15 protein-coding genes, 1 tRNA gene and 1 pseudogene are annotated in these 15,436 nt (G+C 42.0%); 8 read left to right on the top strand and 9 right to left on the bottom strand.

Annotated features, from left to right (window positions below; all coding sequences use genetic code 11):
- Window positions 1-74 precede the first annotated feature (74 nt).
- Complete coding sequence (locus RMZ95_RS06520; protein WP_322684895.1) at window positions 75-992, bottom strand: alpha/beta hydrolase; 918 nt, start codon at window positions 990-992, stop codon at window positions 75-77.
- A 114-nt stretch (window positions 993-1,106) separates the two neighbouring features.
- On the bottom strand, window positions 1,107-1,826 hold the full coding sequence (locus RMZ95_RS06515) for a hypothetical protein (protein WP_012410214.1): 720 nt from the start codon (window positions 1,824-1,826) through the stop codon (window positions 1,107-1,109).
- A gap of 473 nt (window positions 1,827-2,299) precedes the next feature.
- On the opposite strand from RMZ95_RS06515, the gene RMZ95_RS06510 reads away from it, so the two are divergent.
- The 6 genes from RMZ95_RS06510 (at window position 2,300) to RMZ95_RS06485 (ending at window position 7,401) form a co-directional block, all read left to right on the top strand.
- Complete coding sequence (locus RMZ95_RS06510) at window positions 2,300-2,851, top strand: GNAT family N-acetyltransferase (protein ID WP_322671979.1); 552 nt, start codon at window positions 2,300-2,302, stop codon at window positions 2,849-2,851.
- 310 nt (window positions 2,852-3,161) lie between these two features.
- Window positions 3,162-3,235 (top strand) — tRNA-Pro (locus RMZ95_RS06505).
- 725 nt (window positions 3,236-3,960) lie between these two features.
- On the top strand, window positions 3,961-4,779 hold the full coding sequence (locus RMZ95_RS06500) for a Tic22 family protein (protein WP_322684896.1): 819 nt from the start codon (window positions 3,961-3,963) through the stop codon (window positions 4,777-4,779).
- A gap of 25 nt (window positions 4,780-4,804) precedes the next feature.
- Window positions 4,805-5,695: a peptide chain release factor N(5)-glutamine methyltransferase gene (gene prmC / locus RMZ95_RS06495; RefSeq protein ID WP_322684897.1), complete on the top strand. Its 891-nt coding sequence runs from the start codon at window positions 4,805-4,807 to the stop codon at window positions 5,693-5,695.
- A gap of 88 nt (window positions 5,696-5,783) precedes the next feature.
- A complete protein-coding gene (locus RMZ95_RS06490) occupies window positions 5,784-6,389 on the top strand; it encodes an L-threonylcarbamoyladenylate synthase (RefSeq protein WP_322685001.1) in 606 nt (201 codons plus the stop codon).
- 97 nt (window positions 6,390-6,486) lie between these two features.
- Complete coding sequence (locus RMZ95_RS06485; protein ID WP_322684898.1) at window positions 6,487-7,401, top strand: HAMP domain-containing sensor histidine kinase; 915 nt, start codon at window positions 6,487-6,489, stop codon at window positions 7,399-7,401.
- Window positions 7,402-7,482: 81 nt separating this feature from the next.
- Here the strand turns inward: RMZ95_RS06485 and RMZ95_RS06480 are convergent, their stop codons facing one another.
- From RMZ95_RS06480 to RMZ95_RS06460, 5 genes are all read right to left on the bottom strand, one after another.
- The gene (locus RMZ95_RS06480) at window positions 7,483-7,950 is read right to left on the bottom strand and encodes a GNAT family N-acetyltransferase (protein WP_322671983.1); all 468 of its coding nucleotides are present in this window, start codon (window positions 7,948-7,950) and stop codon (window positions 7,483-7,485) included.
- 361 nt (window positions 7,951-8,311) lie between these two features.
- Window positions 8,312-8,725 (bottom strand): hypothetical protein, encoded by a 414-nt coding sequence (locus RMZ95_RS06475; protein ID WP_322671984.1) that lies wholly within the window; start codon window positions 8,723-8,725, stop codon window positions 8,312-8,314.
- A 73-nt stretch (window positions 8,726-8,798) separates the two neighbouring features.
- The gene (gene secF / locus RMZ95_RS06470) at window positions 8,799-9,788 is read right to left on the bottom strand and encodes a protein translocase subunit SecF (RefSeq protein ID WP_322671985.1); all 990 of its coding nucleotides are present in this window, start codon (window positions 9,786-9,788) and stop codon (window positions 8,799-8,801) included.
- Window positions 9,785-11,197, bottom strand: coding sequence for a protein translocase subunit SecD (gene secD / locus RMZ95_RS06465; protein ID WP_322685002.1), 1,413 nt, complete (start codon window positions 11,195-11,197; stop codon window positions 9,785-9,787). The genes secF and secD overlap by 4 nt, the downstream gene beginning before the upstream one ends.
- Before the next feature lie 161 nt (window positions 11,198-11,358).
- Window positions 11,359-12,342, bottom strand: coding sequence for an alpha-ketoacid dehydrogenase subunit beta (locus RMZ95_RS06460; protein ID WP_292776035.1), 984 nt, complete (start codon window positions 12,340-12,342; stop codon window positions 11,359-11,361).
- Window positions 12,343-12,907: 565 nt separating this feature from the next.
- Here RMZ95_RS06460 and RMZ95_RS06455 point away from each other — a divergent pair.
- On the top strand, window positions 12,908-13,057 hold the full coding sequence (locus RMZ95_RS06455) for a hypothetical protein (protein ID WP_322684899.1): 150 nt from the start codon (window positions 12,908-12,910) through the stop codon (window positions 13,055-13,057).
- Between the two features lie 149 nt (window positions 13,058-13,206).
- Window positions 13,207-13,398, top strand: a pseudogene (locus tag RMZ95_RS06450) (putative toxin-antitoxin system toxin component, PIN family); the annotation flags it as partial.
- A gap of 206 nt (window positions 13,399-13,604) precedes the next feature.
- On the opposite strand, the gene hemB reads toward RMZ95_RS06450, so the two are convergent.
- Complete coding sequence (gene hemB, locus RMZ95_RS06445; RefSeq protein ID WP_322684900.1) at window positions 13,605-14,585, bottom strand: porphobilinogen synthase; 981 nt, start codon at window positions 14,583-14,585, stop codon at window positions 13,605-13,607.
- A 400-nt stretch (window positions 14,586-14,985) separates the two neighbouring features.
- A complete protein-coding gene (locus tag RMZ95_RS06440) occupies window positions 14,986-15,345 on the bottom strand; it encodes a DUF4870 domain-containing protein (protein ID WP_322640530.1) in 360 nt (119 codons plus the stop codon).
- Window positions 15,346-15,436: the final 91 nt, after the last annotated feature.

Below are 15,436 nucleotides of genomic sequence, written 5' to 3'. Positions count from 1 at the left end.
TTTGTCATTTGTCATTTGTCATTTGTCATTTGTCATTTGTCATTTGTAACTACCAATGCCCAATGCCCAATACCCTATACCCTATAACTATTGACTATCGCCCGAATGTGATCGGCCACTGCATCCGGCTGTTCTAACATAGCCAGGTGTCCGCAATTAGGAATTTCCAAAACATTGTCACCACAATATTGAAAAAGCCTGTGAAAGCTGGCTAAATGGCGTACATACTTGGGTTCCATAACCTTGTCTTCCGCACCAGCCAAAAAATAAACTGGCTGCTTCAGTTGGGATACTAGCTCAGGTAAACGATTGATTTCTTCTTCAGTTGTGGAGTCTAACAAAGTTCCCAGAGCCGCTTCTGGGTCAGCCACAACGAAATCTATTACTCGTTGACGTGCCCAATAGCGCTCTAAAGGACGAGCTACACTAGCTCTGGTAAACAGCAAATCAATCAAAGGTACTTGGGACAGCCAGCGCGGACGGACTTGCAAAAATTTCTGACCCGCCGAGCGAAACTGCTCAAAGGCTTCTTTGAGGTAAATACCACCGCCAGCGTTGATACAGATAACTCCCTTAACACGCTCAGGCATTTGATCTGCTCCCCAAAGAGCGATCGTCCCGCCTAATGAGTGACCAATTAGCCAAGCACTTCTAATATTCAACTGTTTCAGGAGAACTGCTAAATCTTGAGTATACGCAGCAGGAGTATAAAGAGAATCGAAAGATGAGTCAGCCATACTACTGGAGATGGGCGTCATACTCAAAGACGTTTGTGCTTGACTAAAATCGGTTTTTATCTGAGATTGGGATTCACCAAAACCCCGCAAATCATAGGACAAGCACTGCAAATCATCTGATAGGCGGGAAATCACAGGTTGCCAATATCCACGGCTATTGAGCCAACCGTGGATAAATACCAAAGCATGGGGGCAGGAAGTGGGAGCCGTTAGCTCGTATGCGTGTGGAACGCCCAAGATTTCGATAGTTGCCATACTTGTATCGTACCCTTAAGGATGGGTGCGACTAAATACTAAAGTAGAAAGAGTTAGAAGTTAGGAGTGAGGAATTTTTAACTCATAACTCATAACTCATAACTTCTCACTTTTTTATTTACCCAGCAACCTCTGTCGCACTCCTTCAGCAATTTTGTGACCCAGATATTCAGGAATGAGACTTTCATTCGGCCCTAACAAGTAGAGAATTAGCCGTGTACGTCCGCGCCAAACCAGTAAATTGGCATTAACTACCAAAAGGTCTTCCTGCCAGATAGCATACATCACTTTGTAGAATAATCCTGGTTGATTATCAGCTTCAATTACTAGAGCAGGGAGATGAAATACCGGATCGACATAAAACTCAGTTTGTACCTGCTCTAAGCCAGTGTCAAGATTAAATTCTACCGCCAGCATCTCTTCTACCTCAAACCGACCTCCTAAAGCCTCGCGAATGGCGCGACAGACATTTTCTGCGGTTTTCTCGGTCAAGGCTTTACTACCACGAGATACCAAAAGTTTGATAAAAACTAACATTGGCGGACGGATTTGACCATATAGACTTAAACCGTGGATAGTCAACCCATAAGCTGCTAGTACACCAAAAATATCGCTGAGGAGAAAAGACTGGTTGCGGTAAGCAAAATGCAGGGCACTTTTGCTTCCTTCCGGTTTTAGTTCAATAACAGCGCGTCTAGTTTTATAGAGACGGTAGGCTAACCGCAAATTTTGCAGTTGAATTTCACTACTGACGAATTGCTCATAAAACTGGGGAAACGCTCGGTTAAAGCGCTTTAGGAGTTCCAGTGTCGAAGATTTTAAACCAGAAGCCATTGTTAAGGGTAAAACTCGCTTGCTTTCGTCATCTGGGGGCTGGGTGTTGAGGGTTGGGTGTTAAGGACTAAGGACTGAGGATTGGGGACTGGGAGGACAAGGGGACAACAGAAGAGTGTTCTCGATACCCAATGCCCAATCCCGTGTATACAATTCACTCCTAAGCTAACGTGCATTTAAGCTCTATAGGAGCAATTGCCAGGATTAGGTTTTTCCATTATGAATTTTGAATTTTGAATTGTTTATATCCTTACGCTTTTGGTGAATTTCTCCTAGCCTTTACAACAAAATGCTAAAGTTGAAAATGATTGGTGTGAAACACGCTCTAACTAGCTGTTACCATTGCAAATCCCGAAAACAACCGAAAAAATTTGAGTGTAATAGGGTAATAAATGGGGGTAGCGATGTTAAAAGTGAATCAACACTCCTGAGAGTGGAAACCAATTCAGTTATACTACCCGAACCGCGTTGGCATGGGTTTTTGGAAAACTTGGTTTAGTACTCCTGAATCTGTAGGGACAACTAGGACAAATCTCTTTGAAGAGCATACAGCAGAAACTGCGGGCAACTCCAGCCCCAGTAGTATTAGCGAAGCTGCTTCAAAGGAGGCTCGGATCGTCTTCAGTACGGAACGAGATATTGACCTATATGAGCTAGAAGAACTCTGTGATGCAGTTGGTTGGTCGCGTCGTCCTCTAAGAAAAGTAAAAAAAGCTATTGAGCATAGTTTTCTCGTTGCTTCAATGTGGCAAGTGAGAGGAAACCAAAAGCGGCTCATTGGTTTTGCCCGTGCTACCTCAGATCACGCCTTTAATGCCACTATCTGGGATGTAGTGGTTCACCCAGACTTTCAAAGTCAAGGACTGGGGAAGGCGCTAATGAAATACGTTCTCAAAAAACTTAGGAGTGAAGAAATTAGTAATGTCACTCTCTTCGCTGACCCCCATGTTGTAGATTTCTACCGAACTATGGGGTTTATGGCCGATCCAGAAGGCATCAAAGGCATGTTCTGGTATCCTCACTAATGCTCAATCCAAATAAAACCCGATTCGCACAATAAAATCAGGTATAGTAGTACAAATCTATTATTGAAATTTGGTTTGACAAGGTTTAGCCGACGAACGCACAAGTAATATCTCTTGTAAAACTAAGTCGGCAGACAAACCTTTAACCTTTATCAGTCCAAATATCTAAATCTAGCTAATATTTGCAGAAGATATAAATATATTAGGCATCAGCAGTGTTATGTGATATGATTGCCTTAACGCTTTTGTGAAAGCGCGATCGCTTTGATGGGGAGATAAAAACTAAACCCAAAAAAGCGGATGAGTATAACGGGATGTAGCGCAGCTTGGTAGCGCGCCTGCTTTGGGAGCAGGATGCCGCAGGTTCAAATCCTGTCATCCCGATTTAATTAATATAGTTAACACTTAGGGTAATTAGCCAGGTTTTCTTTGCTAAATATGCAATTGAATTACATATTTTTACGGAGAAGACCAATTAGGCTGTTTTGTAGTTGAAGCCTAACAGACAAATTTCGTCATTAAATAGTAAGATATTCTGAACACTAAGCTTTGTATAGATTTGAGAAGATACAGCAGTTTGCAACTAAGTGAGGTACAAAACCAAAGGCTTACAAATTAAATTATTCTTCTGCCTTCTGCCTTCTGCCTTCTGCCTCCTGCCTCAAAACCAATGACTTTGTACTTCATACAAATGAAAACTGCTGTATTAAAGCAATCGCAGATGGAACGATTGATTAACTAATAGCGTCAACTAATTTTAGAAAAAGCCGATAAAATGGCATTTATCATCTCCAAGGTTGGAGAGATGGATAGGCTTTTTGCTGTTTGAGAAGACATATAATTAGCATCTACGGCATTTCGCGGTCAATAGCGAAGCAAACCTAGAAAAACACAACGTTAGCACAGCCAACTTGTGAAAACGATACTATAGCAACTCTAAATAGTTAGGGAACATTGGATTTTGACCGTTGACGCTTAACACTCAACCTCAACGCGCATAATGAATTTTTCAAAACTAAAATGAATTGCTATATAACTAAAGCTAGTTGGTGCTGTGCAAATCCAACCATTTGTTTAATTTAATTGGACTATTGATGCGAGGAGCAGTCATGAAATCATTTATTCGCTTAGGCGCAACATTGGGTATAGCTGGCAGTGTATTTTTAACAGGGCTTTCAGGAATAGGCAATATACCAGGAATGGGCAATCTAGAGGCGATCGCTCTGCCACAAGATCAGGTTGTGAAAAAGCTCCAAGAAGTACCAGTATTCACGCTCACCAATCCTAAAGGCGAATTCGTAGTTCTTTCGAGAAACAACGCATCCAAGCCAGTGTCACAAGTGGGATTTTTTATTAGCAAGCAAGATGCTCAAAAATTCCTTGACAATCGGCTCAAAAAAGAAAATCCCCAGTTAGCAGGCACTCTACAGGTTAGACCTTTGTCCTTGGCAGACTACTATAAAATAGTTCAAGAAAGCAAAAAGAAATCAGATTCTGTGATTTATACTTTAGTTCCGACGCAACAACAAGTAGCTTCGGCAACAAGTATGATCAATCAAAATGGTAAAAAGGTAGAGCAATTCAATGGTATTCCTCTATTTGTACCCAAATTTAAGAAAGATAATAGCTATCTGACTATTCCCCTTGCTAAAGGTAATGAGCGATACATCCCTTTCTTTTTTGAGAAAGAACAAGCAGTGGCTCTGTTAGAGGAATTCAAAAAAGCCGTGCCAAAGGAAGGAGCCAATACTGAAATTCAGGTGGTAGATTTGTACGGTGTTATGGAAGCTCTCAATAGCAGCAGCGATCCTAGTATCAATAAAATTGTTCTGTATCCATCACGGGAGTCGATCAATTTTATTCGCTCCCTGGCGCCAAATCAATCACCAGCTGCCAAGCCAGCTGCCGCCCCCGCTCCGAAAAAATAACGGATATGCGCTCCAAGGTTGAGGTATGGGGGAGAAACATCCGATAGTCTCTGGTTTACAACTTTGGCAGTGGCGGAATGCGGCTCTTGAAGCAGCGATCGCCACTGATGTCCCACCAATGGAAGTAGATTGGTTGCTCCTCGAAGTTGCTGGATTAGACCGCTTGGCACTGCGTTTAGAGTCTTTTAAAAACTGGCCGCAAATTCAACTGCAATTGCCGCTAGAAGAGTTAGACCAACTGTGGCAGAGGCGATTAAATGACCGCTTACCAGTGCAGTACATTGCCGGTGTGACACCTTGGCGTAACTTTCAAATTGCGGTGTCAAGCGCAGTTTTGATTCCCAGACCAGAAACAGAGTATTTAATTGATTTAGCTTTAGCAGCTGCTAACGGTGTCTCAGGACATTGGGCAGATTTGGGTACTGGGAGTGGTGCGATCGCCATCGGATTAGCAGATGTCTTGCCAAAAGCAACAATTCATGCAGTTGATTACAGTTTAGAGGCTTTGGCGATCGCTCGAACCAACGCTGATAATTTGGATTTTGCTGACCGGATTCAATTTTATCAAGGTTCCTGGTGGGAGCCACTGACATTCTTAAAAGGTCAGTTCAGTGGTATGGTGTCGAACCCCCCTTACATCCCCACCAGCACCTTACTGACTTTGCAACCAGAAGTCGTTAACCACGAACCACATCTAGCTTTGGATGGTGGCCTTGATGGCTTAGATTGTATTCGTCATTTGATCGAAGTCTCCCCCAGTTATTTGCAATCGGGTGGCGTGTGGCTGATTGAGATGATGGCTGGACAAGCGGATGCAGTGCGAGAACTTTTACAAAATCAAGGTAGCTATTGTAAGATTCAAATTCACGCTGATTTAGCTGGAATTGAACGTTTTGCCCTGGCCTATAAAAGTTAGGAGTGATGAGTTATGAGTTATGAGTTATGAAATTCCTTACTCCTGCACAGACGCGATTAATCGCGTCTCTACTCCTAACTTTGTAAATATGACCCAAGTTTCTTTAGAAAATCTAATAGTTGGCGCACGCGCTGGTCTTTTAGTGAGCTTTCCGACTGATACTGTTCCGGCACTTGCAGCGATACCAGAGAAAGCAGCATTAATTTTTGCGGCGAAACAACGCAGTCAAGACAAACCTTTGATTTTGATGGCGGCTAGTGCTGAAGATTTGTGGCCGTATGTCAAAGGTAGTGAGAATGAATATAAAGTTTGGCAAGAATTAGCAGATAAATATTGGCCAGGAGGGCTGACATTAGTTTTGCCAGCGAGTGAACGCTTACCAAAAGTTATGAATCCTATCGATCCAACAACAATTGGGATTCGAGTACCAAACAGTGCGATCGCTCAAACTATTTTGGCGCAAACAGGCCCTCTTGCCACCACTAGCGCCAATTTTTCTGGTCAGCCGCCTTTGCAAACAATCGCAGAAATTGAGACTCAGTTTCCCCAGGTTCTGATAGTAACGACAGAATACCAGGGTGAAATACCAGGGATGGGTATACCTTCCACCGTTGCTAAATGGACAGGGATAAATTGGCAGATTTTGCGACAAGGTGCGATCGAGTTAGATTTATCGAGTGATAACCAAGTATAGGTAGCTATAATGTTGTTTTCGTGGTGTTAACAACAGAGAAATCTGAAACTTTAGTTGGCGCTGTTGTACTTAATTAGCAAGTTAATAATTGCCAGATATGAATTGGAGCAACTGGATATATCTAGGAGTAGGAATAGCACTAGGTATGGTTTTCCGTCAGTTATTTGGACGAGCGCCTAATGTTTTATCTAGCTCATCCCCAGTAGCGCCATCAGCTCAACAGGATATGTCACTAATATCGCAACAGCTACAGCAAACCCAGCTGGCATATCTGATGGCAAAGGAAATGAGCCAGTTTAAAGCTGGTTTTTTGGCGCGGACTACCCATGAATTGCGATCGCCTTTTAATGGTTTGATTGGCTTACATCAATTAATTTTGTCAGATTTGTGTGAAAATCCAGCTGAAGAGCGAGAATTTATTGCCCAAGCTCACGAGCGAACGCTGAAGTTGCTGAAGCTAATGGATGAAATTCTCAATGTTGCAAGAGCTGAACACGGCACTAATAAATTAGATATTCAGCCCAGAGCCTTAGCCGAAATTTTAGAGGAGGTTCATGACTTAACTTATATGCTGGCGGCAAATCGCAATTTTCCCTTACAATTATTACCCGCAGACTCAGAAATTTATGTTTTGACAGATTACCTCTGGCTCCGCCAAGTATTGATAAGTTTAATAGACACTGCCATTACTCAAATGGAGGAAGGCAGCATTTGTATTTCCAGTAGCACCCTACCTACAAACAATTTTGTAAACATTTGGCTAGATTTACCAACCCATGCTGTACCTTGGAGCGAGCCGATTGATTTGCTCAAATTTGAAGATCCGTTGACCCCGATTGACCAAAAAAACGCTACTCTTTCCCCAGGAATGAGACTATTAATCAATCAAACTTTGGTGGAAGTTATGGGAGGAAAGTTAGAAATCTTGCCCTCGACCATTGTCAAGGAACCACATCAGCAGCTTACCAGACTACAAATCTCTATTCCTCTAGTGAGTAGTGCTGAGTCCTGAGTAGTAGAGAGGAAATCTTGCTTTTTAACTACCCTACTACTACAGTTAGTATACTTAATACTCAGCGCTCATTGCTCGGAACTATTTCGATGATTCTTGAAGCTGCACTTCTGTAGCAGCAAGGAAAGTACGGTTAGCTTGATTGTGTAGCACCATCGTAGTGGTAGTGTTGCTTTGAAAACCAATCTTTTCGTAGAAACCCTGTTGGTAAGTAGTCATCAGGTAAACTCGCTCAACCGACTTCATACGAGGATGTCTTAAAACGGTTTCTACTAAATTGCTTCCCAACCCACTATGTTGATACTCTGGATGAATCACAACATCCCAAATTGTGGCGCGATAGATGCCATCAGATGTTGCTCTTGCAAAGCCAATGAGCAGATCGCGATTCCAAACGGAAATCACTGGCTCACTATTGGCAATAGCTATACCTAAGTCTTCAATACTGCGTCCCTTTGCCCAGAAAGCGGAAACGTTTAACAGTTCTTGGAGTTGATAAAGGTCAATTTCAGACTTGCGATCGCTAAATTTAATCTGAAGATCGTTCATGTATGGCATCCACTTTTAGCAGTATCTTTGAACAGACATTTGATGAAATTAAATATGCATTATTCAGAAATCTTGTAGAGACTTAGCACTACTAAGTCTCTACATTCTTTTTGGGCAGATGTCTATTCAGGAGGCAGGAGGAACCCACCCTTAATAAAGGTGGATTGAAACAAGGACGTTTTATACCTCGCTGCAAGCAGTCTCGGTATAATTATTAGTTTAAACTGGGCTTTAAACCCTGCAAATGCAAGTTTTCATTGATACTCATTCCCTCCTGCCTCCTGCCTCCTAACTCCTGCCTTTCTTTGTAAGGTTAAGTCATATTTTGCTATAAATTGCTGTACGTGTAGAGAAAGAAAATTTAATGACAAACCCACTTCCATAGAGGATGAGTTGCTCCCTGTTGACGTATCCGATAAACTTGTTTTTCTAAACGTTGTTTTTCCTGCGGTGGCAGTCCGAGTAGAATATTCCGACTTTGCCAAACTAAAACAGCAGCAGTCATCCCCAGACAAAAGGCGAGACCGAAGGTAGACAGTGGATGGTAGAACAATCCAAATCTCACTGCCACCCAGGTAAAATATTGTTGCCACAGAGCAATTTCTGCACGTAGACCCCACAACGAGGCAGGCGCAATGGTCAGCCATAAACAGCCGACAAACAGCCACCTGCCATATACTGTTAGCTGATGTAGTCTTTGTACTTGTTGAGCAAATGATGGGTCAGATTTCTCAAAGTCTGGGACAGTATTTAATCGTTCTTGCGGTTGATCCATAGGGAAATAAGATTGCAAGGCGTGGGTGAGCAATTCAAAATACTTTCACCCAATTGGGAAATATACACTCTTTTTAACTATCCTGGGAACTGGGAGATGTATCAATCGAATCAGCGTTGTCTAACATTTGGGATTCTCCTTTTCGCTCTCGCCACCAAGTTAGAAGAGTACTGGCGATAAAAATACTCGAATAAGCCCCCATTGTGAAGCCAATAATCAAAGCCAGCGAAAAGTTTTTCAGTGTTTCTCCGCCAAATAAAAAGATTGCAGATAATGTCAGTAATACGGTTAAGGTAGTGTTGATCGATCTTGTCAATGTTTGGTTAACCGCATCATCTACAATTTGGGCAATCGGCTGTTCGGGATGGATTTTAAGGGTTTCCCGAATGCGATCGTAAATTACCACTGTGTCATTGACTGAGAAACCTGTGATCGTAAGTAAGGCGACGATAAAAAGGCTATCTACTTCGATGCCTGCCACCAAACCCAAAAATGAAAAAGCCCCAACTGTAATCAAGATATCGTGGAGTAGGGCAACGATCGCAAACACAGCATAATCTAACTGGAAGCGGAAACTCATGTAGATAGTAATACCGATGAAGGAAACTATCAGAGCTAACATCCCGGATGTAAACAGTTCTCTGCCTAATGTGGGACCAACGGAGTCAATCTGGTTCTTTTGTGGGTCAAAAACGCCGATTTCTTCGCTCAAAGCGTTTTGTAATTTGGTACGCTGATCGACACTCAAATCTTTTGACCGAATTAGTACACCATTTTCTACACCATTTTCTGAGACAAGTTGGATACTGCTATCACCTAGTCCCTGTGCTTTTGCTACTTCCCGGACAGCGTTGATATTAATTGGTTTATCGCAGTTACCGGGTTTGGTGCAATCTCGGACAAACTGCAACCGCGTACCACCGATAAAATCTAAACCGGGGCGTAAGGGGGAACGAATACTAGGTTGTTGCCAAGAAATCACCATTGAGATGATACCAGCGATGATGATAGCGGCAGAAATACTCCACCAAAGCGATCGCGATTTATTAATGCTTAGTTTCATTGAGTCACCTCTGCCTTATTCGATGCTGGCAGGTTTGGACAGAAAAGTTCTGTCTTCCGCAAGGAGTGAATTGAAATTGCCAAAAATAGCAATGTTCGACTACAGGTAATTGCAGTAAACATACTTACAGCTACCCCCAAAGCTAAGGTTAGAGCAAAACCTTTAACTAAACCAGACCCCAACCAAAACAGGGCAGCGCAAGCAATCCATGTAGTGACGTTGCTATCTAAAATACTAGAAAATGCCCGATAAAAACCAGATTCTACAGAACGATACAGAGATTTACCCGCCCGCAATTCTTCCCGCGTCCTTTCAAAAATTAGCACATTGGCATCAACTGCCATCCCAATACTGAGAATAAAACCAGCAATTCCAGGCAAAGTTAGGGTAACGCCCAACAAAGCAAAGGTTGACCAAGTTAAGAGAGAGTAGATCACTAGTGATATATCCGCAATCAATCCTGGTAGTCGATAGTAAACCACCATGAATATTAATACTAAAGTCAAACCACCGACTCCAGCATAAATACTACTTTGAATACTATCTTTACCCAAGGTTGCTCCGACTGTCCGCCTTTCTGCAACTTCTACTGGTACGGGTAATGCACCACCACGTAACTGCACGCCTAAGTCATTGGCTTGTTGGGCGGTAAAACGTCCTGTAATCACCGCAGAACCACCTGTAATCCCAGTAGCGGCAAATTCTATACCTACAGTAGGAGCGCTGATTAGTTCATTGTCTAGAAAAACACCAATGCTACGCCCAGTACCGGCGAGGTTTTTCGTCAAATTGGCAAACAGTTCACCACCCTTTTGGTCGAAGCGAATGGCAACATTCCAGTTGTTACCTTGAGTGGGTTCACCATAGGCATCCTTGAGGTATTTGCCAATTAGTGGTGGATTAGTGCTTTCAAACAATTCTGCGATCGCTTGATTATTTTTTTGTAAGTCTTCTTGATTCTTGACAATTGCCGCTTTGTCGGTACTCTTTCTTAATTCTTCTTGCTTGAATTTCAATTCAGCTCTTGATGCTTGAAAAGCCAGCAGTTGAGTTTCTGTATTCGCCTTTTGGGTACGAAATTCTAACTGTGCTGTACCGCCTAGCACCCGTTCAGCTTGTTCTGGATCGTTAACTCCTGGTAGTTGCACCAGTATTTTATCTGCGCCGACTGTTTGGATTACTGGCTCAGAAACACCTAAACCATTAATCCGGCCTTCGACAACTTTCTTCACACCTTCCAATTCGCGTTCGGTGATTTTGGGGATATCCGCTGATGGTTTCACCTGAATTGTGAGCTGTGAACCTCCGCGCAAGTCCAGCCCCAGAGGTATCGGAATTGTGGCAATCACCGTAATAGCGGCGATTATCAGGACTAAAATCAAAATTAATAGCGATCGCTGTCTTTGCATACCATAACTCGCATCTGACAAAGGCTATAATAGCGCTCTTTTGAGGAGTTATGAGTTGGGAGTTATGAGTTAGGAGTTGATAGTTAGAAGTTGGGAGTTAGGAGTTGTAAATTCAATATTAAATTTTTAACTCCTCACTCCTAACTTTTAACTCCTAACTTTTAGACTCGCAACGCCACCATTTTTTCCACAGCTTCTACTATTTGCTCTGGTTGGATGATTGTTAGTCGTTCCAGATTGCCGTTGTAAGGTGTGGGAATATCTTGGGAAGAAAGTCGTAGTACTGGCGCATCCAATTCATCGAATAAGCGATCGTTGATTGAGGCGATGACTTCTGCTCCAATACCGGCAGTGCGCATCGATTCTTCCACAACAATGACTTTATGGGTTTTACGGATTGATGCACCAATGGTATCAAAATCTAATGGTTTAAGGGATATTAAATCGATAACTTCTGGATCGTATCCTTGTTTTTCAAGAGTTTTGACGGCTTGCACTACATGATGGCGCATCCGCGAATAAGTAATAATTGTCACATCTTTCCCTGGACGCACAATTTCTGCTTTATCTAGGGGGAGGAGGTATTCTTCTTCTGGTAAATCTTCTTTCAAGTTGTAAAGTAAAACGTGTTCAAAGAACAACACTGGATTATCATCGCGGATAGCGGATTTCAGGAGTCCTTTGGCGTTTCTTGGTGTAGAACAGGCAACAATCTTTAATCCTGGCACAGCTTGGAAGTAGGTTTCTAGTCGCTGGGAATGTTCTGCGCCTAGCTGCCTTCCCACACCTCCAGGGCCGCGAATTACCATCGGAATTTTAAAGTTACCGCCAGAAGTATAGCGGAGCATCCCAGCGTTGTTGGATATTTGATTGAAGGCGAGCAGTAAAAAGCCCATGTTCATACCTTCAATGATCGGACGCAACCCAGTCATTGCGGCTCCCACAGCCATCCCAGTAAAGCTATTTTCAGCAATGGGGGTATCTAGAATACGGAGTTCGCCATATTTTTGGTACAGGTCTTTGGTAACTTTATAGGAACCGCCGTAATGTCCAACATCTTCACCGAGAACGAATACGCTGGAGTCACGCGCCATTTCTTCATCAATGGCTTCCCGTAAGGCGTTGAAGAATAGTGTTTCTGCCATTTAGACCTTTTAGTACGATTATGGTTTTAGAATTTTATCGTGCTGCTGTCACAAATACAGTGAGCGATCGCACTAGTTAGAGTTTAGGTTTTTTAAATAAACTGCCCCTAGCATAGAACGAGTGATTGCCATAACTATATCAAAGCTATTTAACTTCGATTTTAGATGTTTTATGAGCGATCGCTCCCCTTCTGGCAAATCTGCTGAACTGTTTTACGTAATAAAATCTAGAATTAATGTATAAAATATATTAAAGACTTCACGATTGAAAGATACATCGATTCACCTCTGAAGACGCTGTAATCTTCCCTGCGCCGCAGTCAATAGATGATTTAGAAAACTTCCCAGAGTTGCATCAACAGAACCTAGAAAGACTACGAAAGTAAGCTTAAGCGATCGCACGAAGGAGAAAAGGATAAAATCTATAAAAGTAGAAATTTAAACTATGAATACAAATATTGTTGCTAAAGTGACGGCTGAGGGAAAACTGGAAATCCCATCAGAGGTATTGGTTAAACTCCAACCTTTGACAGAATATGAAGTTTCGGTTACAGAAAATTAAATTGTGTTGAAAAAAATTACTAAGCCGAATGTAGATTTAGATGAATTTCTGCAAGGCTTAGAAGACTTAGAACCCGATCCTAATCAACTAACGCTGGAAGAAATTAGTGAAGTTGTCAAGGATGTCAGACATGAGTTATGGTCTAATCCATGAGAGTTATCCTTGATGTCAATGTTTGGATTTCAGCATTGTTGTGGGGAGGTGTTCCTGGTAGAACCTTGCTTTTAGCAAGAAATCAACAAATTAATATATTTGCTTCTGAATTTTTATTATTAGAATTATAAACAACTTTAAAACATGAAAAATTTCAACTACGACTACAACAAAGAGGTTATACGGTTGAGAATTTGATGTCTGTAGTTAAGAGTTTATCAAATGATTGTCCAACTATCTCCGTAGATGCTCCTCAATTGCGTGACCCAAAAGATAATTTGGTTTTGGCTGAGGCTATTGCAGAAAATTCTGAAGCAATTGTTACTGGTGATTTAGATTGATTGGTGTTGATAGAATTTAACGGAATTCCAATTTTGACACCACAAGATTTTCTAGGTCGCTGCGATCGGATTAATTAAATTTTGAATTTCGCACTAGTTCAAGCCAAAATACAATAATCTCACGCCCAGACACCAAAACGCAAAAAAAACTTTGCGCCTTTGCGTCTCTGCGTGAGATTTATTAATAAATTATTTAACTGTCTAGCCTACTTTAACCATCGCGCCGCATCTTTGGCATGATAAGTCAAAATCAAATCTGCACCAGCCCGTTTAAACCCAGTTAAAGTTTCCATAACCACCCGCTCTTCATCAATCCAACCATTGAGAGCCGCAGCTTTCACCATCGCATACTCACCAGAAACGTTGTAAGCCGCAACTGGTAAGTTACTCGCTTCCTTCACGCGCCAGATAATATCCATGTATGCCAAGGCTGGCTTAACCATGAGCATATCAGCACCTTCAGCGATATCTAATTCAATTTCTTTAATCGCTTCCCGACCATTACCTGGGTCCATTTGATAAGTTCTTCTGTCCCCAAATTGTGGTGTCGAGTCTGCTGCATCCCGAAATGGGCCATAGTAACCCGAAGCATACTTAGCAGCATAAGACAAAATCGGTGTATCTTGAAATCCGGCTTCATCCAAACCCTGACGAATTGCTTGCACAAACCCATCCATCATCCCCGAAGGCGCAATGATATCAGCACCGGCTTTTGCTTGAGAAACTGCTGTTTTCTTCAACAATTCCAGAGTTGGGTCATTTAAAACTCGCCCTGTTAAATCACCAGTTTGTAAATAACCACAATGACCGTGGCTGGTATATTCACATAAACAAGTATCAGCAATTACAATCAAATCTGGCACTGCTGCTTTTACCGCCGTTGCTGCTTTTTGGACGATACCGCAATCATGCCAAGCGCCAGTGGCATCCACATCTTTATCAGCCGGAATACCAAATAAAATAATCGAAGGAATTCCTAAGTCGTAAACTTCTTTTGCTTCTTCAATAATTTTATCTACCGAAAGTTGGTAGACTCCGGGCATGGATTTCACTTCATTAGCGATTCCCTCACCTGGTACAGCAAATAGTGGGTAAATTAAATCGCTTGTTGTTAAAACAGTTTCACGAACCATCCGGCGCAGTTGAGGATGAGTACGCAGACGACGGGGGCGATGTGTAGGAAACATAAAATTTTATCAAGAAAAACAACGCGAATAGACACAAAACAAAGCGTCACAAAAGCAGGCTAAAAATTTCCTGCCGTCAGACAGACTACAAACAGTGCTTAACTGTCCTTTGCCCTACTCTTAATCAAGTTGTAGGGCAATTTTGTATTCTACAGCTTGGTTGCACCTATCCGACGGACTGGAAAAAAAACAACATTATGAAGAAATTAAAAATTTAAAATGGTAAGACTGTCTGTTGGCAAAAATCCTGGCGAATTGAGGGTTGAGATTTAAACGCAAAGGGACGCGGAGGTAAACGCAGAGGCACGCAGAGAATTCGCTACGAATCAATTAAATTTTGTGTTTGGTAGTAAATAACTGACAATTACCAATGCTCTATGCCTAATCCCATAAATTTCTGTTAAAAAACTCGGAAAATATAGGGATAACGGAAGGGTATATCAGGATTGCTGAAAACTCCGATGAGTGCCCAAATTGTTAATCCCCAGTGTAATAGATATCCCAGACCGGCTAGTGGCCCCAACAATAATAGAGGTAACACTAACCAGCCGAATAGAAAAAACAATGCTCCCAGAATTGCACCGTAAAACCAGACATTAAAGTGGAAATTGATAGATTCTTTGGCGTTTTCTTTAACAACAGGATCGTCAGATACAAGCAGTATGGCGATAGGTATGCCTACAGATACCAATGTTGTGCTGAAAAAAATCGCTCCATGAGACAAGGCAGATAGAAGCTTTCGCTTGTCTGTGTCGTACATTGCTTTCTCCTATTTAGTCAGATTGTTGGTTATACTACGACCCTATCATGAGCATCGTTGTCTTAAGATTAAAAGACTTGCCAGAGTCAAA

This window comes from Nostoc sp. DedQUE07 (genome assembly GCF_034530975.2).
Lineage (GTDB): Bacteria > Cyanobacteriota > Cyanobacteriia > Cyanobacteriales > Nostocaceae > Nostoc.
The sequence above is the reverse complement of the archived record's forward strand: the minus strand, read 5'-3'. Positions and strand labels throughout refer to the sequence as shown.

Coding starts and splice junctions, on each gene's coding strand:
- RMZ95_RS06520 (WP_322684895.1), bottom strand. CDS start 992: ATGGCAACTATCGAAATCTTGGGCGTTCCACACGCATACGAGCTAACG.
- RMZ95_RS06515 (WP_012410214.1), bottom strand. CDS start 1,826: ATGGCTTCTGGTTTAAAATCTTCGACACTGGAACTCCTAAAGCGCTTT.
- RMZ95_RS06510 (WP_322671979.1), top strand. CDS start 2,300: ATGGGTTTTTGGAAAACTTGGTTTAGTACTCCTGAATCTGTAGGGACA.
- RMZ95_RS06500 (WP_322684896.1), top strand. CDS start 3,961: ATGAAATCATTTATTCGCTTAGGCGCAACATTGGGTATAGCTGGCAGT.
- prmC (WP_322684897.1), top strand. CDS start 4,805: ATGGGGGAGAAACATCCGATAGTCTCTGGTTTACAACTTTGGCAGTGG.
- RMZ95_RS06490 (WP_322685001.1), top strand. CDS start 5,784: ATGACCCAAGTTTCTTTAGAAAATCTAATAGTTGGCGCACGCGCTGGT.
- RMZ95_RS06485 (WP_322684898.1), top strand. CDS start 6,487: ATGAATTGGAGCAACTGGATATATCTAGGAGTAGGAATAGCACTAGGT.
- RMZ95_RS06480 (WP_322671983.1), bottom strand. CDS start 7,950: ATGAACGATCTTCAGATTAAATTTAGCGATCGCAAGTCTGAAATTGAC.
- RMZ95_RS06475 (WP_322671984.1), bottom strand. CDS start 8,725: ATGGATCAACCGCAAGAACGATTAAATACTGTCCCAGACTTTGAGAAA.
- secF (WP_322671985.1), bottom strand. CDS start 9,788: ATGAAACTAAGCATTAATAAATCGCGATCGCTTTGGTGGAGTATTTCT.
- secD (WP_322685002.1), bottom strand. CDS start 11,197: ATGCAAAGACAGCGATCGCTATTAATTTTGATTTTAGTCCTGATAATC.
- RMZ95_RS06460 (WP_292776035.1), bottom strand. CDS start 12,342: ATGGCAGAAACACTATTCTTCAACGCCTTACGGGAAGCCATTGATGAA.
- hemB (WP_322684900.1), bottom strand. CDS start 14,585: ATGTTTCCTACACATCGCCCCCGTCGTCTGCGTACTCATCCTCAACTG.
- RMZ95_RS06440 (WP_322640530.1), bottom strand. CDS start 15,345: ATGTACGACACAGACAAGCGAAAGCTTCTATCTGCCTTGTCTCATGGA.